This window comes from Streptomyces sp. NBC_00299, assembly GCF_036173045.1.
In the GTDB taxonomy this organism is placed as follows: domain Bacteria; phylum Actinomycetota; class Actinomycetes; order Streptomycetales; family Streptomycetaceae; genus Streptomyces; species Streptomyces machairae.
Genome location: NZ_CP108039.1, coordinates 8368593 through 8388757, shown reverse-complemented (window position 1 = coordinate 8388757; position 20165 = coordinate 8368593). Strand labels below are relative to the sequence as shown.

Below are 20165 nucleotides of genomic sequence, written 5' to 3'. Positions count from 1 at the left end.
GTCCTGGCACTGTCCCTGTCGGCGGCCGTAGTGATGTGGAAGGGGGCCACATATCCGCTGGCCGACGGCCGGAGAAGGCTCGGTTGAACTCGTCGACGGTCGGCCGGCGCTGTGGGGACAGCAGCTCGGGCACGGTGGCCGCCTGGTGCTCTGCTCGCTGGACGCCGCCGCAGGCCAGGACGGCCGGGCCGCTGGCCGGGGCCGTGGTGGGGCGGTGTTCCGCCAGCTGCGTCACCGGTGTGGGCGCCATGCTCCTCGGAGATGGCGTCGCCTCACTCGTCGACCCGCGAACCCGCGGCGCTTCGCCCACACCGACCGGGACGGCGGACGCGGCGGGACCGGCCGACCCGGCACGGGCGGCGCGGCGCAGGCGTCTTCGGCGCCGGCCGGTGCGGGGACAGCGGCCGGCACGGAGCAAGACAGCCTGCTGACCATCTCCGGGCTGACGGTGCGGGCCGGGGACCGGAAACTCGTCGACGACGTGTCGTTCACCATCGGGGCCGGCCAGATCGTCGGCCTCGCCGGGGAGTCGGGCTCGGGCCAGAGGTGCCTGGTGGGGCGGGTGGGACTCGAACCCGCGGCCGACGGATGATGAGTCCGCCGCTACAAAGCAAGGGCAAGCCGCACTCACTTGGTACGGCCGGACTTCAGACCTACAGTCGGCACCCTCGTCACGCAAGGAACGACAACCGCACCTGCCGACGAGGATTGTCCTTGTTCGTATCCGCCAACCTCCGCTAGGACAAGCCCGACCCTACCGATACGCCTCCCGGGGCTGTCTCAACCGAGGTCTTGCAGGAGCCGACGGCTGCGGGATCACTTCACTGCGCTCTCGGTCCGGCGCGCGATGCCCTCGAAGGCGTCGAGTGTCTTCCGGTCATGTGGACCGAACCAAGCTCACGAATGCGCCGCTCGGTCTGTCGAATACGGCCCAGAAGCCGGTATTCACGTGGGGCAAGGCGGCCCCCGCCCCGATCTGGTGCCCCCGCGCAGACTGCTCCTTCATCCGGCTACGGAGCCCGGCTGCTCAGCGGCCTGCCGGGGCCCGCATCATCAAAGGAGGGGAGACCATCGACGAGGAGTTGCGATGAGGTTGTCGTTCCTTGACCCCCTCTACGCGGAGCCGGGCCCGTTCGCCTCCGTGTACCTGGACACCTCCCGAAACGTCGCCCATCCCGAGCGGGCGATCGCGCTGCGCTGGCGGCGACTGCGCGAGAGTCTGTCCCATCAGGGCTCGGACCGGGCGCTGCTGAACGTACTGGAGGAGGTGGTCGGCGCCGACACAGAGGTGCCGGGGGTGCACGGTCAGGGCCGTCTTCGCCACCCACGGCACGGTCGTCCTGGCCGGGGAGCTGCCCAGGCCGCCCGAGCACGACTCCGCGCGCTACAGCACCCTGCCGCACGCGATACCCCTGGTCACCCAGCACCTTCCGGAGATCCCCTACATGGCCGTAGTCGTCCACTACGGCGGCCTTCCGACCGCCGAGACCCACGGCTGGGTAACTCTGGAGGCGGAAACCGGCACCTGGCCCGCGTCCACCGTCACCCCGGGTGAGCGGCTGCACCGCAGGGTCGCGGTGGCGACCTGGCACCGCACCTCCCTCCGGCTCGGCCACCGGCTGGACGAACGGGCGCGGCGCGCCCATGCCGACGCAGTCGTCGTGGGCGGGGACGAGTGGGCGTGCAACGTACTGATCCGCCGCCTGCCGCACACCCTGCGGGACAAGGTCGTACGCGTGGGCGGCCGGACCCCCACCGACACCGGACGCGCCCTGTTGGAGCAGCAGCTCGATGGCGTCTTCCGCGGCCGCATGGCCGCGCACGACCGGGAACTCGTGGACATCTTCATCGGCCGGCGTGCCCTGGCCGGACCCATGACGGAGGGGCTGGCCGCCACCGTCGCCGCCCTCCAGCGTGGCCAGGTCGCGGCACTGCTGCTGAACCGGCCGCCAGGGTCTTCGCTGCAGCTCTGGGCGGGCTCCCAGCCCACTCAGCTCGCCCTGACCGAGGCGGAGCTGATGTCCTTCGGCGTGCGGGCCCCGCGCGAGGAACGCGCCGACGAGGCCCTCGTCCGGGCCCTCGTCGGCACCGGTGCCGAGCTGATCGTCGTACCGGAGAGCGAGCTGAGGCTGTACGAGGGCGTGGGCGCCCTGCTGCGGTACACCGACCCGGGGACCCCTCCCTGACGCCGACGCTGCGCCACGACGAGCATCGGCACACGCTGGCCGAGTCCGTACGGTCCGGCCGTGCGGCTCGCGTCGCCCTGGTAGAGGTCCGGGCCGACATCGACCGTGGACTTGCCCTGCACGGCGGACTGCGGCGGGAACGGCGGCACGAGGTGGTCGAAGAAGCCGTCGTTCTCGTCGTACGTCATGAACAGGGCCGTCCGGCTCCACACCTCCGGGCCGGAGGTGAGCGCATCGAGGACCGGGGAGATCTACCAAGCACCGTAGTTGGCGGGCCAGCCGCATCCGAGGTGAAGAACTTCCGAAGAGCCACAGCATTGGGTTCGACGGACTTCCGAGACCAGCACCAGGGCCACGGTCACGGCACCGTGGCCGGTGCCGGCTCGTACACGGCCGAGCACGGCATCCCAGCTCCCCCCGCTGGTGCGGGGGTCAACTGCACGCTATCCGTGGGCAGTTAAGCGACTGCAAATGCCGTCTAAAGCACGCACGGGTGCGCGTCCCCTCGTTTCAGCGGATGGCGGGGATGACGCCGGCGGCCTCCAAGCGTGCCGGATCCGCCCGGAGTATGGCCTCGTGGGCGAGGCGCAGGGCGGGTCCCGGCTCGACGCCGAGCTCTTCTCTGATCATCCGGCGGGCGCTGCGGTACGTCCCCAGCGCGTCCCCCTGACGGCCCGCCCGGTACAGGGCGACCATCAACTGGCGGTAGAAGGGCTCCCGCAGCGGATGCCTGACGAGGAGGCCCTTCAGGTCCTCGATCACCTCGTGATGGCAACCGAGTGCCAGCGTGGAGTCGATGCTCAGCTCGATGCAATTCAGCCGCTTTTCCTCGTGCACGGCTGCGAACGATTCGATGTCCAACGACCCTTGAATTCCCTCCAGAATAGGCCCCCGCCACAGCGACGACGCCCTGCGGAGAAGTTCGGAGGCATGCAGAAAATCGGCCGCGCCGTATCGTTCTCGGCCACGAGTGTAGAGCACTTCGAATTCTTGGAAATCTGTTGTGGCGCCGCTCACCTCGAGGATGTATCCCGGCGATGTCGTGGCGATCGGAGACGTCCCTGTCGGTCCGTTCAGGATTTTCCGCAACTGTGAGACGTACACGCGCAGACTCGCGAAGGCGCAGCGCGGCGGACCTTGCTCCCAGAGTTCCGCCACGAGCTTCTCCCCCGGTACGGTCTTGCCCGCCCTGATCAGCAGCAGGGCGAGCAGTTTGGTGAGTTTGGGCTGCTCGGGCGTCAGGTCGACTCCGCCACGGGTGACCCGCAGCCGCCCCAGCAGCTCGTAGCGGAGCGCAAGGTCGGCCTGTAAACAGGGCACGGACACGACAACCCCCCGAATGCGCGAAACGCATTCAATTAAGATTCCGGTTCCCCCGCTCGACCCCAGGCATGGGGCCCCATATGGGACAGCAGTTTCCTGCTATGCCGTGCAGCATATGCGCCGCCGTTGCATGTTGCCAGTGCGTTCCGTTACACAGCCATTAAGGAGAATGAAAATCTGATGGCCCGGATACGGGCGGCCGGAGAAATATCCACCGCCGCCTACCGGGTGGCCGAACGACATTCAGCCAAGAGCCCGGCCCACCGGTGAGCGGGCCGGGCTGTCCGGGCCGAGAGCATGCTCGCGTCTGCGCCGCCGGTCGGGCGGCCGCCGGTCAGGCCGCCGCCGGCCGTTCCGCCCCGAGTGTTTCCAGCAGCCAGGGGAAGAGCCGCTCGTGGAACAGCCGCATCGCACCCGAGTGGCAGTGCGCCCCACCCCCCTCGTCGGCCGTGAACACATGCAACGTCTTGGGCGAGTTGAGGCCTGTGTACACCTTCTTCGCGTGCTCCAGACCGGCGAAGAACAAGTCCTCCTCCGCGTCGAGGACGAGCACGGGGCTGCGCACTTGGCCGATCACGTCCGACAGACCGAACGCGGCCAGCGTGCGCAGCAGTTGGGACGGGGTGTCGGCGCCGAAGGTCCACAGCGCCTGCCGCAGCAGCCAGCGGGTGAAGGTCTGCCGGGCGGCGATCCCCCACATCACCGGGTCGGCGAAGTCGTCGCATCCCTGCTCGACCCACTCCAGGACAAACGGCGGCAGCCCCACGACGTCGCCCAGCTGCCAGACCGCGTCATGGGCGACGCAGCCGGCCAGCCGGTGCTCGAACGCCGCGGCCCGCACCGCGAGCAGGCCGCCGAGGCTGGTGCCCATCAGCGTCAGACGGTCGGGGTCCACGCCGGGCAGGGACAGTGCGTGGTCCACGACCGGCGTGACCACCTTCTCCCAGTCGGGGCGGAAGACCAGCCCCTGCTCGCGCAGGACCGACCCCTGCCCGGGCCCCTCGAAACAGAGACAGTGGTACCCACGGGCGAGGGCCGCCGCCGCCACGAAGAAGTAGCCCTCCTCGACGGTGGAGTCGAGGCCGCCGTGGTGGATGATGGTCGGCCTGGGCTCGCCCGAGTCGTCCGCCCGGTAGAAGTAGGCGGGCAGTGAGGTGTCCTCGTAGGGGATGCGGACGAGCTCGGGCGGTCGGTCCATGAGTTCGGCCGCGTTGGCGAAGGTCTCCCGGGACAGCCGCATCAGTCGCAGGGCCTCCGGGTCCCGTGGTTGGTCGCGCTGGAAGAACTCGGCGGTCCGGTAGTAGTTGTGCGCCCGCAGCAGGGCGGAGCGGGCGTCGACGGTGCGGCCCTCGTCACGGGCTGCGGTGCCCAGCCGGTGGACGCGTTCGGCGAGAGTGGCCCACGCGTGCCGCCAGGCTTCGGTGTCGCCGTCGGGGATGTGTGCGGCGACTGCGACGACCTCGCCGAGCTGCGCACCGCCGTAATCGGCGTAACCGGCGGTGCGCAGCGCCTGGTAGTCGAAGGCGGGGTCGTCGAAGAGGAACTTCATGACAGCGGCTCCTGTTGTGGGGGGAGGTGATCCGGTGCCGTGCCGGGGCCTGTCCCGGCACGGGTGGTGCGGGTTCCGTTCAGAAACGTGTCGACGATCGACTCGGCGAACGCCACTGATTCCACAGGGCGTTGACGAAGAATCAGCCGAGCGGCCATCGGACCGGTGAGCAGTTCGACCGCGTCGTTCAGTTCGAGGTCGGCGCGCAGCTCACCGCTCGCGACGCCGTCCCGCAGCGCCCGCAGCATGGCTTCGCGCCGTGCGGCGACGACGGTGTCCTCGAACCTCTCGACCAGCTGCGGGCGGCGCACCGCCTCACCGAGCAGGCTGCCGATCAGGCGGTGCAGGTTGGTGTCCTGGCCGCGGTGGCGCAGCTGGTCCACCAGGGCCACGAGCTGGTCCCGCAGGCCGAGTCCTTCCAGCGGCGGCACGGGGAGATCGAGGGTGCTCAGCGCGGCCAGCACCAGCTCCTCCTTGTTGCGCCAGCGGCGGTAGATGGTGGCCCGGGCGACGCCGGCGCGTTGGGCGACCAGGTCCATGGACAGGTCGCCGAAGTTGCATCCCTCGCTGAGCAGGCCGAGCGTGCTGTCCAGGATCGCCCGGTCGGCGGCGGGGTCGCGCTGGCGGCCGCCCCGGGGAGTGTGTCCCGGGGCGGCCGCCGGACGTTCGACGTGTGGCGGCATGCGGTTCAGACCTCCGTGGTGTGGACCTCTTTGCTGGCGGTCGGCTCTTCGGCGCCGGGCGTCCCGGCTGCCGTACGGGAAGGCAGGAGCAGCAGGCAGACGAGGGCGCCGAGGAAGGTGACGCCGGCGGCGACGAGGGCCGTGAGGTGCATCGCGGACACGAACGCGTCGACGGCGCGGGCCGCGAGCGCGGAGCCGGGCGCCCCCAGCTTCTCCGCGGCGGTGAGGGTGGCCGCGACGGACTCCCGGGCCGAGTCGCGGACCGGGGCGGGCAGCGGCGTCAGGTGGTCCTCGACCCGGGAGCGGTAGCTGACGGAGAGCACCGAGCCGAGGACCGCGACGCCGAGGGCGCCGCCCACTTGCCGGAAGGTGGTGCTGACCGCCGCTCCGGTACCCGCGCGGTCCCGGGCTACGGCGGACATCGCGGCGGATGTCGCGGGGGGCATGACGCAGGCGATGCCGATGCCCATGACGAAGAGGACGGACTCGATGACCCAGACCTCGGTGTGTTCGTCGATGGTGGCCACGGCGAGGAAGGCGAGCGAGGCGAGCAGCATGCCGCCGGCACACACCGGCCGGACCCCCAAGCGCTTGGCGGCGAGCGTGGCCGGCGGCGAGAACGCCAACTGGGCCACGGCCAGGGGCAGCAGCAGGCAGCCGGCCTCCAGCGGGGTCCAGCCACGGACGCTCTGCAGGTAGAAGACCAGGAAGAAGGTGGCGCCGAGCAGGGCGAAGAAGACCAGGCCGATCACGGTCACGGCGGCGGAGAAGCGGCGGTTTTGGAAGAGGGCGAGGTCCAGCGCGGGGCGCGCGCTGCGGCGTTCCCAGAGAATGAAGAGAGCCAGGACGGCGAGGCCGCCGAGCATCGGCCCCCAGACCGTGGCGTCCGCCCAGTCGTCCGACTCGCCGCCCTTGATCACGCCGTACACCAGGAAGGTCAGGCCGGCCACGGAGAGGACGACACCGAGGGGGTCGAAGCCGGTGCGCTCGGGATCGCGGGACTCGGGTACGACGAACAGGGTGGCGACGGCGCCGATCACGACGATGGGCAGGTTGATCAGGAACACCGAGCCCCACCAGAACCGTTCGAGCAGGGCACCGCCGGTGATGGGCCCCAGCGCGACGGCGAGTCCGGCGGCGCCCGCCCAGACGCCGATGGCCTTGGCGCGTTCGGCGGGCGGGAAGACGGCCATGATGATCGCGAGAGTGGCGGGCAGTACGAGGGCGCCGCCGACGCCCAGCCCGGCCCGGGCGATGATCAGTTCCTCGGCGCTGTGGGCGTAGGCGGACCACAGGGAACAGCCGCCGAAGACGACGAGCCCGGCGAGCATTGTGCGTTTGCGGCCGCAGCGGTCGGCGAGGACGCCGGTGGTGAAGAGCAGGGCGGCGAAGACGAGGGTGTAGGAGTCGATCGACCACTGCAGTTCGCTCTGCCTGGCCCCGAGGCCGACGGGAGCCGGCTCGGCGAGTGTCTTCAGGGCCACGTTCAGGATCGACGTGTCCAGGACGACGAGGAGGAGGCTCACCAGCAGGACCGCGAGGACGCGCCACCGGTGCGGGTGCGCGGTCTGCGGGGTGTGCTCGGCGAGCTTGAGGCGGGGCTGAGATGTCACGGATTCCGCTCCTCGAAAGGAAGAGGGGTGCGTGAGCCGAGTGCCGTTCTACTGCCGTGTGTTGTCGAGGCTAGGGCTGGCGGGCAATCGAGTCAACGGTGTATCGAAACATCGTTGACTCGATTGCCGGCTCCCCGCTGGGGCGCACTTCCGCAGCCGTCACGGGCCGTCCGGTCCCGGTGCACGGCCGAGCAACCAGCCGTATCCCGGCAATTGGCGAGCTACCGCCCATCCGGGGCCGGCGTGCGGCCGAAGAACCGCCGTGCGGGCCGGGCGCCCTGACAGTCGGCCACCGCCTTTCGATCCCGGACCGTTGCCGAAAGACCGTCGTACGGTGAGGCGCGCAGTCGGCCTACCCGCCTTCCGGGCCCAGCGCGCTGGCGACCACAAAGCGGCCCGCGACCTGTTCGCAGCGCAGGTGCCATCCTCCTGCCGTCCGGTCCAACCGCCAGCCGCCGTCCCGCGGTTCGGGCCGGGGGCGCAGGCGGGAGAAGTCGTGCGCCAGGCCTACGCCGAGTGCCTTCGTGTAGGCCTCCTTCAGCGTCCACAGGCGTACCAGCCTCAGGTTCCGCTCGGCCGGCGGCAGCCCGCACAGTTCCGCCAGTTCTTCCGGGTGGCAGAACTTCTCGGCGAGTCCGGGTGCCAGCAGGGAGCGGTCCGAGGCCTCGACGTCCACGCCGATCCGGCGGCCGCGGGCGATCCCGACCACCAGCGTCCCGGCCGTGTGGCTGATGCTCACATCCAGTCCGGCGGGCCGGTGCAGGACCGGGCGCCCGTGGCCGTCACGGCCCACGACCACTCGGTCCGGTGCGATGTCCGCCACGACGGCCACCGTGTGGCGCAGCAGCAACCGGGAGCCCAGAAGCCTTGCCCGTACGAGGGGTTCGCGCGCCGTCCGGTAGCGCGGCCAGTCCGGGCCGAGCACCTCACGCACGGCCGACGCCATCTCCCCTCCGCTTCCCCAGTCGTCCAGCCGACCGTGGCAGACCGCGTATCCGCGCCGCAGCACCGCCTCATGGACCTCGCGCCAGCCCACCGCGGACAAAGGGCCAACAGGGAGCGGTCTCCCGTCAGTTGGGGAACCTCCGGGAAGCGGCCCCCGATCAGGTGACGAGCCCCCGGGGGCCGCCCCCTCGAATGCCGCGTCCGAATCCACCATCGCCGTCCCCTTCGCCGTCTCGATAGGCACTGCGTGCCAGCACCGACTGTGCCAGTTCGCGCACCCGCCGTTGCATCCGCTCGGACAACGACCGCCCCGGGGACCTCAAACCCGTGACGTGCGCAGCAATTTCCGCTTTACGTCTCCTTTTCACGACACCTCAAGGCTGATGTCACCGGGTGGCACGCGGTGCCTCCCCAAGGTTCCACACCGCACCAGTACCGACCGCGGAAAGGACAGCCTGTGCCTCACCAGCCTGACCCCCGAACGTTGACGGACGCCGTACGAGCCGGCGTGGAACGCCATCCCGACCGTGCCGCCTTCGTGTACCTGCACGAGGACGGCCTGGGGATGAGGCCCGAGGAGCTCAGTTACGCCGAACTGGACCGGCGGGCCCGCGTCGTGGCCGCCCGGCTGCGCCAAGCCTCCAAGGGCGACCCTTCTCGCCCGGTCCTGCTGCTCTACCCGCCGACCCTGGACTTCGTCACAGCCTTCCTGGGCTGCTTCTACGCCGGCCGTACGGCCATTCCGGCCCCCCTGCCCGACGAGCCCGGCGAACGGCTGGCCCGGGTCAGCGGCATCCTGCGGGACGCAAAGGTGGGAGCGGTCCTGACCCGCCCCCAGTACCGGCAGGCCATCAGCGCCTGGCTGGCCGCCTCGGGGGAGCAGGACGTGGTGTGCCTGGCAACCGGCGCCGACGAGGACGACAGCACCGATCCCGACCTGTGGACCCCGCCCCAGGTACGCGGCACCGACGTGGCTTTCCTCCAGTACAGCTCCGGCTCCACCAGCGAGCCCAAGGGCGTGATGGTCACACACACCAATCTCGCCGCCAACCAGGAGGCCATCCGTTCCGCGATGAAGACGCCGCAGGGTGTCGTGGCGGGCAGCTGGCTGCCGCTCTACCACGACATGGGGCTCATCGGCATGACGCTGCAGCCGCTGTGGGTGGGAGGCACCAGTGTGCAGATGTCACCGATCTCGTTCATCAAAAACCCGGGGCGCTGGCTACGCATGATCCACGACTACCGGGTGGAGGGCACCGCCTCGCCCAACTTCGGCTACGAGCTGTGCGTCCGGCGTGTCTCCGAGGAGCAGTCGGCGGGGCTGGACCTGTCAAGCCTGCGGGTGGCGCTCAACGGGGCCGAGCCAGTGCGCGCCGACACCCTGCGCGCCTTCGTCCGGCGCTTCGCCGGCAACGGACTGCGCGCCGAGGCCGTACTGCCCTGCTACGGCCTGGCCGAGAACACGCTGCTGGTCTCCGGCAACGACCCCGAGTCGCCGCACCTGGAACTCGCCGTCGACGCCCAGGCCCTGGAGCAGGACGAGCTGCGTCCCGCCCGCACCGACCGCCTGAGCCGCACCCTGGTCAGCTGCGGCCGCCCGGTGGACACCGAAGTGCTGATCGTGGACCCGATGACCCTGCGGGTGCTGCCCGTCGGGCAGGTCGGCGAAATCTGGCTGCGCGGACCGTCGGTGGCCGCCGGCTACTGGAACCGGAGCGAGCTCACCGCCGACACCTTCCGGGCGGTGACGGCGGACGGCCGGGCCGGCTGCTTGCGCACCGGCGACCTCGGGGCGCTGCACGACGGGGAGCTCTATGTCACCGGGCGGATCAAGGAGATGCTCATCCAGAACGGCCGCAACCTCTACCCGCAGGACATCGAGCAGGCCGTTCAGGAGTCCGGGGACGCGTTCCGGCGTGGCGGCGGCGCGGTGTTCAACGTCACCGACGGGGCGTCCGAACGCGCCCACGTGGTCGTGGTGCAGGAGCTCAGGGCCTGGGCGACCAGCGACGAGGAGGCCGTGGTGCGCCTCGCCGCCTCCGTGCAGGCGCTGCTCAGTCGCCAGTTCCAGCTGCCCGCGGTGAGCGTGGTGCTCGTACGGCCCGGGGTGATCCGCAAGACCACCAGCGGCAAGACGCAGCGCACGCTCATGCGGCGGCTCTTCCTCGACGGCGGCCTGCCCGTGCTGCACCAGCGCCTGGCACCCGCGGTCGCCGCCCTGCTGCCCGCCACGGACGCGGCACCCGCGCCCACCGCCGCCGTGTCGCCCCGCCCCTGAGATCCACGTCCGAGATCCCGAGAAGGAAGTACGCCATGAGCATCGCCCCCGACACGCGTACCGCCACCCCCCAACCCCTGGACCGTCCCTTGCCGCAGGGGAACGCCCCCGACCTCGAGCTGTGGCTGACCGAACGGGTGGCCTTCCACCTGCACCGGGCGTGCGACGAGATCGACCCCGACACCCCGCTCGCCGACTACGGCATCGACTCGGTCGCGGCCATCAGCATCTGCGGCGAGATCGAACAGCACTACCGGCTCGCGGTCGCCCCCACCATCGCGTACGACTTCCCGACCGTCCACGCGATCACCGGTCACCTCGCCGAGCGCCTGGCCGACAAGGCGAAGAACGACGAGGAGCCCTCATGACCGAACGCGAACCCATCGCGGTCGTCGGCCTCGACTGCCGCTTCCCCGGCGCCCGCAACGCCCAGGAGTACTGGTCGCTCCTCATGGACGGACGCGACGGCACGGACCGCGTGCCCGAACAGCGCTGGGACGCCGACCGCTACTACGCCACTCCGTCGGCCGCCCCGCAGAGCGCCCGCGAGGCCCGGCCGCGGGGCCGCAGCAACTCGGTGCGGGGCGGCTTCATCGCCGACCCCGATGCCTTCGACCCCGGCTTCTTCGGGATCGCCCCGCGCGAGGCCACCGCCATGGACCCGCAGCAACGGCTGCTGCTGCAGTGCTCGTGGCGGGCCATCGAGGACGCCGCGCTCGCTCCGCAGGACCTGGCCGGCACCGAGACCGGCGTGTTCGTCGGCGTGATGGCCAACGAGTGGGCGTTCCTCCAACTCTCCGACTACGACCGGATCACCGCTCGTTACGGCTCGGGCAACGGCTACTTCATGGGCGCGAACCGCGTCTCGTACCACCTCGACCTCAAGGGCCCCAGCCTGGCGGTGGACACGGCCTGCTCCTCCTCGCTCGTCGCCGTCCACCTCGCGGTGAACGCGCTGCGCGCCAAAGAGTGCGACCACGCCCTCGCGGCCGGCACCAACCTGATCATGACGCCGGTCATCAACATCTTCTACGCCCAGGCCGGCCTCTCGGCACCGGACGGCCGCTGCAAGCCGTTCAGCGCCTCCGCCGACGGGATCGGACGGGCCGAGGGCGTGGCGGTGCTGGTACTGCGCAGACTGAGCGACGCTCTGGCGGACCGTCAGCCGGTGTACGCCGTGCTGAAGGAGACCGGGATCAACCAGGACGGGCGCAGCAACGGCATCACGGCGCCCAACCGCTGGGCGCAGCAGCAGCTGATCGAGTCCGTGTGGCGGCGGGCCGGCGTCACCGCCGATGACGTCCGCTTCGTGGAGGCGCACGGCACCGGGACGCTGCTGGGCGACTTCATCGAGGCCCAGGCGCTCGGCGAGCTGACCAGTGGCCGCGGCGGCGGAAGCGTCGCGCTGGGCTCGGTCAAGAGCAATTTCGGACACGCGGAAGGCGCGGCCGGGATCGCCGGGCTCATCAAGGCCGTCCTCGCACTGCACCACCGCACGGTGCCGCCGAGTCGGTTCGCCGACGACGAGAACCCGAAACTGGATCTGTCCGGGCGCCGGCTGTCCCTGCTGAGGTCGCCGCTCAAGCTGCCGTCCGGCACCGTGCACGCCGCGGTGAGCAGTTTCGGCATGGGCGGCAGCAACGCGCACGCGGTGCTGGGCTCCGCGCCCCGCACGGTCCACCACAGCCGGCACGCGGCACCGGGCGTGTTCACCCTCTCCGCCCGCACCCCGGAGCGGCTGCGGGCGAATCTGCTGGCGCAGGCCGACGCCCTGTCCCGCCGTCCCGGGAGCCAGTTGGCGCAGCTGTGCTGGACCAGCAACCGCGTCAAGTCCCGGCTGCCGCACCGCGCGGCCGTGGCAGCGGACGATCTGCCCACGCTGGTCGCCGGGTTACGGGAGGCCGCGGAGCGCGCCGAGGGGACCGCGCGGGTGGACGGCGGGCGGCGAGGGATGCCGTCGGTGGCGTTCGCCTTCACGGGGCAGGGCGCCCAGCACCCTCATATGACCGCGTCCTGGTACCGGTCGTGCCCCGCCTACGCGCGCCACCTCGACGAGATCGACACGCTGCTCGCCCCGCACACCGGAGTGTCCGTGCGCGACCAGGTGCTCGGCGCAGGCGCGGAGGGCCGGCGCGCACGACTGGCCCAGCCCGCGCTGTTCGCCGTGGAGTACGCGATGGCCGCCACCCTGACCGAGGCCGGGATCAGGCCGTCGTACGTGATCGGGCACAGCATCGGCGAGTTCGCCGCCGCGTGCGCGGCCGGGGCGCTGGACGCGGCGGACGCGGCGCGGCTGGTCGCCCGGCGCGGGGCGCTGATGGAGAAGCTGCCCGAGGACGGCGGGATGCTCTCGGTGAGCCTGGGCGCCACGGAGGTGGCGCCGCTGCTGGTGGGGTGGGCGCGGCTGGGCGTGGCCGCGGTCAACGGCCCGCGCAGCACCGTGATCGCCGGCGACCTCGGCGAACTGGCCGCGGTGGAGAAGGAGTTGGCCGAGCGCAAGGTGTCCGTCCGGCGGCTCACCGTCTCGCATGCCTTCCACTCGCCGCTGATGCGGCCCGTGGTCGAGGAGTTCCGCCGGGAGTGCGCGGACGTGTCCGACCGGCGGCCGGCGCTCCCGGTGTTCTCGACGGTGTACGGCCGTGAGTTGAGCGGCGAGGAGACCATGGACGCCGCGTACTGGGCGCGGCAGATCACCGAGCCGGTCCGGTTCGCCGAGGCCGCAAGCGCGCTCCTCGCCACCGGCGTCACCCATGTGGTGGAGATCGGCCCGCGCGCGGTGCTCACCCCGCTGCTGTCGACGTTGCGGGCGGACGGGGACCATGCCGTGAGCCTGCACAGCGCGCACCCGGGAGAGCACGCTCCCGGACACCGCCCCCAGCAGCTGTTCGGGGAGCTGTGGTGCGCCGGTCTCACGCCGGACTGGGACCTGCTGTACGACGCGGCGGACCGGGTGCCGCGCCGATTGCCGCCGTACCTGTTCGACGAGTCGTTCCGGTCCTGGCGCTCCGGTGCCGCCCCCGGACTTCCGCAACCGTCCACGCCATCCGTCCCCTCTGGCACGGAGACCGCCGCGGTACCGAGTCGCGCGGACCGCGGGGAATCGTGCCCGCCGGCCCGGGCGGGGGACCTGCCCGACTCCCTCGCCGTGCTGACACGCCGTCTGGTGTGCCGGGTCGGCGGGCACGACCCGCTGCACGTGCACGACCACGACCGGCTCCACGAGGACCTGGGCTTCGACTCGATCCGGGTCATGGAGCTGAAGACCCGAATCGAGGACGCGGTGCCGCAGCTCGGGTCGCTCCCGATCGAGGACCTGCTCGCCAGCCTGCGCACGGTGGCCGACCTGGTCGCGTACCTGCGCAGCCAACTCCCCCACGGCTCCGCCACCCCCCTTCCCATGACTATGGAAGGAACACGTTGATGGCACCTCCCACCGCGTACCTGGCCTCGGTCGGCACCTGCCTGCCCGGGGACCCGGTGGACAACGCGACCCTGGCCAAACTCGTCGGCGTCGACGAGACATGGGCCGAGATGTTCACCGGCAACACCAGCCGGTACCTCGCCGTCGACCTGGCGACCGGCCAGATACGGCACAGCCTGGCCGACATCGCGACGACCGCGGCCGACCGGGCGCTGGCGGAGGCCGGCCTGGAGCCGGGTGACGTCGACTGCGTCGTACTGGGCACGGCCACCCCGGACCATCTGATGCCCGCCACGGTGAACCTGGTCGCGGACCGGCTCGGCGTCGACAACGTCCCCACGTACCAGCTCCAGTCCGGTTGCGCCGGTGCCGTACAGGCCCTGGACGTGGCCCGCACCCTGCTGCTGGCCGGACGCTGCACCACCGCGCTGGTGATCGGCGGTGACGTGTGTGCCAAGCATCTTCAGACGGACTTCGACCCTGGCAGCCGTACCTCCGCCGAACTCGTCAACTACGTGCTCTTCGGCGACGGGGCCGGCGCGGCCGTGCTCAGCACCGAGGCCAGGGGCCAGGGCATCGAGATCCGGCAGGTGCTCAACCGGCTGGTGGGCCTGGGCCGGGAGCCCGGCCAGGTCATCGACTGGTTCGGGCTCGGCGACCGGCACAGCGACCGCACGGCTGTCTTCGAGGACTACAAGGCGATCGAGGAGGCGGTGCCGGTCATGGCCGGGCAGATGTTCTGGGAGCTCCTGGACGACCTCGGCTGGAGCGCCGACGCAGTGGACTTCCTGCTGCCCCCACAGCTCTCCGGCCGGATGAGCGACCGCATCTCCGCGGGCATGCCCGCCCCGGAAGCCCGGCGTATCAACGTGGTGCGCACCGTCGGGAACAACGGCAACGCCCTGCCGTTCCTCCAGCTCGCCGAGCTGCTGCGGCAGTGGGACGGCCCCGGGCGCGCGGTCGCGGTCGCCATCGAGTCCAGCAAGTGGATCAAGTCGGGTATCGCCCTGGAGCGTTCATGACCGAGACCGGGAACCGCACCTTCGGCGCCTCCGGCAGCTGGCACGACCCCCAGGCTCTCGGCACCCTGCGCGCCCTGCATCGGGCGGGCACGCTCGCCACGGAGTACGGACGGGTACCGGCCCTGCTGGCGCGCATGCCCGCGACCGACCTGCCGGCCGCGGGCCAGCTGCTGGCCCGGCTCGATGTGAAGGAGGTATGCCGCCACGCTGACGTGCCGGTGGTCACGGTCGCGGTCACGGGCCACTCCACGGTAGCCCCCCTTGTGGCCCCCCTCACCGCCGAACTGGCCCGGCACGGGATGCTGTTGGAGGCGAAAGTCGCACCGTACGGTTCTTATCTGCAGGACCTGATGCGGCCCGCGGCGGCCGGCGAGGAGCAGCCGCAACTCACCCTGTGTCTGCTCGACGCGCACACGGTCTTCGACGACGTCACCGTGCCCTGGCGGGCCGAAGACGTCGAGGCAGCGGCACGGGCCCGGCTCTCGCTCGTCGCCGGCGCCGTGCGCACCCACCAGAAGGCCGGGCGTGGCCTGCTCGTCCTCAACACCGTGCCACTGCACCGCCGTTACACCCACCAGCTGGTCGACCTGCGCTCCCGCGCCCGGCTCGGCGCGGTGTGGCGGGACTTCAACCTCGGTCTGCTGTCCCTCGCCGATCAGCACCCCGGGGTGGTCGTCGTGGACCTCGATCCGCTGGTGGCCGAGGGCGTTCCCGCGTGCGATCCACGCACCGCGCAGTACGCCCGCGCCCGGCTGTCCGACGCGCTGCTCGCCGCCTACGCCCGGGAGGCCGCCCACGTCGTCCGCGCGCGCCTGGGCCGCACCCGCAAGTGTCTGGTGCTGGACCTGGACGGCACGCTGTGGGGAGGGGTGCTCGGCGAGGACGGGCCCGGCGGCGTCGGCCTCGGCTCCGGCCTGCGGGGCGAGGCCTTCCAGGAGTTCCAGCGGGTGCTCGGGCAACTCGGCGCGCAGGGCGTGCTGCTGGCGGTCAGCAGCAAGAACGACACCGACGCGGTGCGCGAGACACTGCGCACCCATCCGGCCATGGTGCTGCGCGAGGACGACTTCGTCCGCGTCAACGCCAACTGGAAGGCGAAGCACGACAATCTCCGCGACATCGCCGACCGGCTCGGGCTCGGCCTGGACAGCTTCGTCTTCGTCGACGACAGCCTCTTCGAGTGCGGGCTGGTCGCCGAGCAGCTGCCCGAGGTCGCCGTCGTCCGGGTCGACGAGGAGCCCGCCCTGCACCCCTCGGCGCTGCTGGCCGACGGCTGGTTCGACCTGTTCGAGCTCACCGAGGCCGACCTGGAACGGGCCGGCCGCTACCGCACCGAGGCCCTGCGGCAGGACTTCCGCGAGGACTTCGGTTCCTACCAGGAGTATCTCCAAGGACTCGGGCTGGAGGTCCTCCTGCGGCCGCCGGAGGAGTCGGAGATCGCGCGGGTCTCCCAGCTCACGCTGCGCACCAACCAGTTCCACCTGGCCACCGAACGCCTGCAGGTCCCGCAGGTGTCGGCGCGGATGGAGCGCCCGCGGCTGCACGTGATCGCGGTGCGGGCGCGCGATCGGTTCGGCGACCACGGCCTGGTCGGCGCCCTGTTCCTGCGGCACGACGCGAAGGTGCTGCGCATCGACAACTTCGTCCTCAGCTGCCGGGTGTTCTCCCGGGGCATCGAGAGCGCCTGTGTGACGGCGGTGCTGGAGTTCGCCCGTGACACCGGCGCGGGCGCCGTGACGGGCCGCTACCGGCCCACGCCACGCAACTCCGCGTTCGCCTCCTTCTACGCCGAGCACGGCTTCGCCGTCACCGGCACCGATCCGGACCACCCCGACGCGGTCACCTTTCGGCACGACCTCGGCGACATCACCCCTGCCCCCGCCCATCTGCGGCTGCACGCCGCGTTCGGGCCGTTCGACGGAGACTCCGCATGACCACTGCCCTCGCCGACACCGAAGAGTTCCGCACTCTCCTGGAGGAGGAACTCGGCCTGCAGGTCCGGGCCGAGGACCTCGACCGCCCCCTGGACGACTTCCCCGACTGGGACTCGGTGCTGCTGCTGCGGCTGGTGACCGTCGTGGAGAACCTCGTCGGCCGACGCATCCCAGTGGTCGACATGCTGGAGACGAGGACCTTCCGGCAGATGTACGAAGTGGTGGTGGGCCGGTGACCACGCCCCAGGTCGATCCCGCACTCGTATCCGCCGAACCGGAGGCCTGCCTGCACTTCCGCGCCCTGTTCCTCGACACCCAGCTGGACCTCGTCCTGTCCCCCGGCTTCGGCAGGCGGATGCGGGCCGGCCTCGCCCGCCTCGTCACCGGCGGTGGGAACGGGCCGGGGACCGGCGGCGCGTCCGAGGTCCCGGCGCGTGTCCCGGAAGAGGCACGTGTCCCCGAAGAGAAAGGAACGGCCCGGTGATCCCCGTAGCCGAGTTGCGTAGGTTCGCCCTGCCCCACGCGTACGCCCAGGGCATCCCCGGAGATGTCGTCCACCGGGTGATGCGGAACCTCAATGAGGACGCCGAGGGCGAAGGCCCGGGCGTCTGGACCCACGCGTGGTCGTCGCTCGCGAAGGCGGCCGAGGCACGCGGCCGCGATCTGGACGCGGTTCGCTACTACACGATGGCCCGCTTCCCGTACGTCGACGGGCCGAGCCGGCAGGCGGCACAGAACGCCGGTGTGGAGGCCTTCGACCGCTGGCGCAAACGCGTCCGCGGCATCTCCCGGCTCGATCTGCCCTTCGACGGGGCGGGCTTCGCCTGCTGGGCCACCGGGCTGTCCCAGCGCAGCAGTCTCCCGCTCATCCTCGTTCTGGGCGGCGTCACCAGTACGAAGGAGCAGTGGGCCCCGGTGCTGGCCGGAGCCGACCGGCTCGGCGCGGCCGTCGTGGTCACGGAACTGCCAGGCGTCGGCGAGAACACCCTCACCTACGGATCGGACAGCACGCGCATGCTCATGTATCTCCTCGACCTGCTCGGCCGTGCCGCCGACGCCTCCCGTACCTGTGTCGTGGGCCTGAGCTTCGGCGGGCATCTCGCCCTGCGACACGCACTGGAGGACGATCGCATCCGGGGACTGGCGACCGCCGGGGCCCCGGTGCGCGACTTCTTCACCCGCGCCGCGCACCGCACGCCGCTGCCCCGCCTGATGACGCTGACCCTGTCCCATGTGATGCGGACGCCGGTGGACCGGCTCCCGGCCGCCCTCGCCGACTGGGGCGTCGACGAGGAGCGGCTGACCCGACTGCGCACCCCGGTCGCGTACGCGGCGAGCCGCGACGACGAGGTCGCGCCGCCGTCCGACGTCCGGTTGCTGGAGCAGACCGTGCCGCACCTGCGCCTGGTCGAGAACGACGGCCTCGGCGGCCGGCCCGACCAGGCTGCCGAGACCCGGCTGTGGCTGCTGTCGCAGGCGCTGCGCATGGCCGGCACGGCGAGCGGCATCCGCCGGGCCGCCTCGGCCCGGGCCCGGGTCCTGCGCGCACGCCGCCGCCTCGCCCGTACATTACCCGGAGCCCCTGCATGACCACCACGGCTCCGGGGTCCTGCCTCGGCCGGGCGCCCCGCGAGGGCGCGCGGCTCAGGCTGTTCTGCTTCCACCACGCGGGCGGCGGCGCCTCGTTCTTCAGCTCGTGGCCCGATCGCGTTCCGTTCGGCGTCGACGTCCTGCCGGTGCAGTTGCCGGGCCGCGAGGCGCGCTATCGCGAGCCCCGCTTCCAGGACGCGGGCGAGGTCGTCGAGGCCCTCGGGCGCGATCTCGCGCCTCGGCTGGACGAGGGGCCCTGGGCCGCCTACGGCCACAGCATGGGCGCGATGGTGGCCTTCGCGCTGACGGCGGCCCGGCTGCGCGAGGGCGGCCGTCCTCCCGAGGCCCTGTTCCTCGGGGCGTACGCGGCGCCGTATGTGGCGCCGTCGCTGCCGCCGCCCGACCGGTACGACGACCACGAACTGGCCCGTCTCCTGGTGGACTTGGGCGGTCTGAGTCCGCGGTTCCTCGGACGGGACGACTGGCTGCGGGTGCTGCTGCCCATCCTCCGCGACGACCTGCGGGTCTGCGCGACCCACCACCGGGCGGGACTGCCGGACCCGGACGACGAACGGGCCCGGCTGCCGCTTCACGTCGAGGCTTTCGCTGGTGTCGACGACCCGCTCGTCGCCCCGGGCGCGGTGCGGGCCTGGGGGAGGTACGTGAACAGCTTCCGCATGACGACCGTCCCTGGCGGTCACTTCTTTCCCCGCCAGGCACCCGATCCGTTCTTCGACCGGCTCAGCCCTTCGCTGGCCCGGCTTCTCGCGGAACTGAGCGCACCACCTTCGGCACCCGGTTGATGCGTCGTTGGATCTCGTCGGCGTTCTTCTCGTACAGCGTGGCCTGCTCCTGGACGCCCGGCATGACCCACAGCGGGCGTGCCGAGGCGTCGGCGAAGCGGAGTCCGACGGTGTCGGGCCGCAGTCCGGTCAGGGTGAGCGCGAAGGGTTCCAGGTAGTCGATGCCGGCGTCCGAAGTGAGCCGGAACGGCCGGTCGTGGCCCGGGTAGACCACGTCGGAGACAGTAAGGACCCTTTCGATGCTGCGGGCGGCCTGGTCGGCGTCCCAGAAGACCAGCGGGTTGCGTTTGGTGAGGGCGACGTACGCGAAGTGCAGGGCGTCGCCGGTGATGGTGGCGCGCCCCCGCTCGGTCTGCACGACCACGCCGATGCTGCCGGGCGAGTGGCCGGGCAGGCCGATGACGTCCACGCCCGGGATGATCTCCTCCCCGTCCGTGACCTCGCGGACGGGGAGTTGTTCGAGGAGCAGCCCCGTCCAGGCGGGCGTGGCCCAGTCGTTGGCGTGCGGGGTATGCGCGTACCGGCGCTCGTCGGGGTGGAGGACGAGGGTGGCCTGCGGGAACAGGTCGATGTTCTGGACGTGGTCCCAGTGGGCGTGGGTGAGGACGACGGTGTCGATGTCCTCGGCGCCGAGACCGTGTGCGGCGAGCGCGTTCCACAGGAAGGGGCGGCGGCCGACGTGGGCGGCGTCGACGAGGATGTTCCGGTGCCGTCCGGCGGAGTCCGGGCCGCGTACCAGGAACACCCCGCAGAAGGCGGGATAGCCCTGGTCGGTGTCGATGGCGAAGCCGGGCAGGAGGATGTCGATCGTCGGCATGGAA

Annotated in this window: 17 protein-coding genes and 1 pseudogene; 11 read left to right on the top strand and 7 right to left on the bottom strand. The window is 71.5% G+C overall.

What is annotated here, in order from left to right; genetic code table 11:
* Positions 1–145 precede the first annotated feature (145 nt).
* Positions 146–592 carry a hypothetical protein gene (locus OHT51_RS37260; RefSeq protein WP_328883299.1) on the top strand — a complete coding sequence of 149 codons (447 nt, stop codon included), beginning with the start codon at positions 146–148 and terminating at the stop codon, positions 590–592.
* Positions 593–1445: 853 nt separating this feature from the next.
* Positions 1446–2186 (top strand): baeRF2 domain-containing protein, encoded by a 741-nt coding sequence (locus tag OHT51_RS37255; protein ID WP_328883298.1) that lies wholly within the window; start codon positions 1446–1448, stop codon positions 2184–2186.
* On the opposite strand, the pseudogene OHT51_RS37250 reads toward OHT51_RS37255, so the two are convergent.
* The 6 genes and pseudogenes from OHT51_RS37250 to OHT51_RS37225 form a co-directional block, all read right to left on the bottom strand.
* A pseudogene (locus OHT51_RS37250) lies at positions 2174–2464 on the bottom strand (alkaline phosphatase family protein); the annotation flags it as partial. The gene OHT51_RS37255 and the pseudogene OHT51_RS37250 overlap by 13 nt on opposite strands.
* Before the next feature lie 232 nt (positions 2465–2696).
* Positions 2697–3512 carry an AfsR/SARP family transcriptional regulator gene (locus OHT51_RS37245; protein WP_328883297.1) on the bottom strand — a complete coding sequence of 272 codons (816 nt, stop codon included), beginning with the start codon at positions 3510–3512 and terminating at the stop codon, positions 2697–2699.
* Positions 3513–3843: 331 nt separating this feature from the next.
* A complete protein-coding gene (locus OHT51_RS37240; RefSeq protein ID WP_328883296.1) occupies positions 3844–5058 on the bottom strand; it encodes an alpha/beta hydrolase family protein in 1215 nt (404 codons plus the stop codon).
* Positions 5055–5741 carry a TetR/AcrR family transcriptional regulator gene (locus tag OHT51_RS37235; RefSeq protein WP_328883295.1) on the bottom strand — a complete coding sequence of 229 codons (687 nt, stop codon included), beginning with the start codon at positions 5739–5741 and terminating at the stop codon, positions 5055–5057. Before OHT51_RS37235 ends, OHT51_RS37240 begins: the two co-directional genes overlap by 4 nt.
* A gap of 5 nt (positions 5742–5746) precedes the next feature.
* The gene (locus tag OHT51_RS37230; protein ID WP_328883294.1) at positions 5747–7354 is read right to left on the bottom strand and encodes a DHA2 family efflux MFS transporter permease subunit; all 1608 of its coding nucleotides are present in this window, start codon (positions 7352–7354) and stop codon (positions 5747–5749) included.
* A gap of 352 nt (positions 7355–7706) precedes the next feature.
* Positions 7707–8300, bottom strand: a complete 594-nt coding sequence (locus OHT51_RS37225; RefSeq protein WP_328883293.1) for a 4'-phosphopantetheinyl transferase family protein — start codon at positions 8298–8300, stop codon at positions 7707–7709.
* A gap of 456 nt (positions 8301–8756) precedes the next feature.
* Here OHT51_RS37225 and OHT51_RS37220 point away from each other — a divergent pair, with 456 nt between their 5' ends.
* Genes OHT51_RS37220 through OHT51_RS37180 form a run of 9 tightly spaced genes read left to right on the top strand, consistent with a single transcriptional unit; the run spans position 8757 to position 19344 of the window.
* Positions 8757–10577 (top strand): fatty acyl-AMP ligase, encoded by a 1821-nt coding sequence (locus OHT51_RS37220; protein ID WP_328883292.1) that lies wholly within the window; start codon positions 8757–8759, stop codon positions 10575–10577.
* A 35-nt stretch (positions 10578–10612) separates the two neighbouring features.
* Entirely contained in the window at positions 10613–10945 is a 333-nt protein-coding gene (locus tag OHT51_RS37215; protein ID WP_328883291.1) for an acyl carrier protein, read from the top strand.
* Entirely contained in the window at positions 10942–13998 is a 3057-nt protein-coding gene (locus OHT51_RS37210) for a type I polyketide synthase (protein WP_328883290.1), read from the top strand. The genes OHT51_RS37215 and OHT51_RS37210 overlap by 4 nt, the downstream gene beginning before the upstream one ends.
* Entirely contained in the window at positions 13998–15020 is a 1023-nt protein-coding gene (locus tag OHT51_RS37205) for a 3-oxoacyl-ACP synthase III family protein (RefSeq protein ID WP_328883289.1), read from the top strand. The genes OHT51_RS37210 and OHT51_RS37205 overlap by 1 nt, the downstream gene beginning before the upstream one ends.
* Positions 15017–16951, top strand: a complete 1935-nt coding sequence (locus OHT51_RS37200; protein WP_328883288.1) for an HAD-IIIC family phosphatase — start codon at positions 15017–15019, stop codon at positions 16949–16951. The genes OHT51_RS37205 and OHT51_RS37200 overlap by 4 nt, the downstream gene beginning before the upstream one ends.
* Complete coding sequence (locus OHT51_RS37195; RefSeq protein ID WP_328883287.1) at positions 16948–17187, top strand: phosphopantetheine-binding protein; 240 nt, start codon at positions 16948–16950, stop codon at positions 17185–17187. The genes OHT51_RS37200 and OHT51_RS37195 overlap by 4 nt, the downstream gene beginning before the upstream one ends.
* Positions 17184–17435 (top strand): hypothetical protein, encoded by a 252-nt coding sequence (locus OHT51_RS37190; protein WP_328883286.1) that lies wholly within the window; start codon positions 17184–17186, stop codon positions 17433–17435. Before OHT51_RS37195 ends, OHT51_RS37190 begins: the two co-directional genes overlap by 4 nt.
* Complete coding sequence (locus tag OHT51_RS37185; RefSeq protein ID WP_328883285.1) at positions 17432–18541, top strand: alpha/beta fold hydrolase; 1110 nt, start codon at positions 17432–17434, stop codon at positions 18539–18541. Before OHT51_RS37190 ends, OHT51_RS37185 begins: the two co-directional genes overlap by 4 nt.
* Complete coding sequence (locus OHT51_RS37180) at positions 18538–19344, top strand: thioesterase II family protein (protein WP_328883284.1); 807 nt, start codon at positions 18538–18540, stop codon at positions 19342–19344. Before OHT51_RS37185 ends, OHT51_RS37180 begins: the two co-directional genes overlap by 4 nt.
* Here OHT51_RS37180 and OHT51_RS37175 read toward each other — a convergent pair.
* Positions 19283–20161 (bottom strand): MBL fold metallo-hydrolase, encoded by an 879-nt coding sequence (locus OHT51_RS37175; RefSeq protein WP_328883283.1) that lies wholly within the window; start codon positions 20159–20161, stop codon positions 19283–19285. The genes OHT51_RS37180 and OHT51_RS37175 overlap by 62 nt on opposite strands.
* Positions 20162–20165 lie beyond the last annotated feature (4 nt).

Coding starts and splice junctions, on each gene's coding strand:
- OHT51_RS37255 (WP_328883298.1), top strand. CDS start 1,446: ATGGCCGTAGTCGTCCACTACGGCGGCCTTCCGACCGCCGAGACCCAC.
- OHT51_RS37240 (WP_328883296.1), bottom strand. CDS start 5,058: ATGAAGTTCCTCTTCGACGACCCCGCCTTCGACTACCAGGCGCTGCGC.
- OHT51_RS37235 (WP_328883295.1), bottom strand. CDS start 5,741: ATGCCGCCACACGTCGAACGTCCGGCGGCCGCCCCGGGACACACTCCC.
- OHT51_RS37225 (WP_328883293.1), bottom strand. CDS start 8,300: ATGGCGTCGGCCGTGCGTGAGGTGCTCGGCCCGGACTGGCCGCGCTAC.
- OHT51_RS37215 (WP_328883291.1), top strand. CDS start 10,613: ATGAGCATCGCCCCCGACACGCGTACCGCCACCCCCCAACCCCTGGAC.
- OHT51_RS37210 (WP_328883290.1), top strand. CDS start 10,942: ATGACCGAACGCGAACCCATCGCGGTCGTCGGCCTCGACTGCCGCTTC.
- OHT51_RS37205 (WP_328883289.1), top strand. CDS start 13,998: ATGGCACCTCCCACCGCGTACCTGGCCTCGGTCGGCACCTGCCTGCCC.
- OHT51_RS37200 (WP_328883288.1), top strand. CDS start 15,017: ATGACCGAGACCGGGAACCGCACCTTCGGCGCCTCCGGCAGCTGGCAC.
- OHT51_RS37195 (WP_328883287.1), top strand. CDS start 16,948: ATGACCACTGCCCTCGCCGACACCGAAGAGTTCCGCACTCTCCTGGAG.
- OHT51_RS37180 (WP_328883284.1), top strand. CDS start 18,538: ATGACCACCACGGCTCCGGGGTCCTGCCTCGGCCGGGCGCCCCGCGAG.
- OHT51_RS37175 (WP_328883283.1), bottom strand. CDS start 20,161: ATGCCGACGATCGACATCCTCCTGCCCGGCTTCGCCATCGACACCGAC.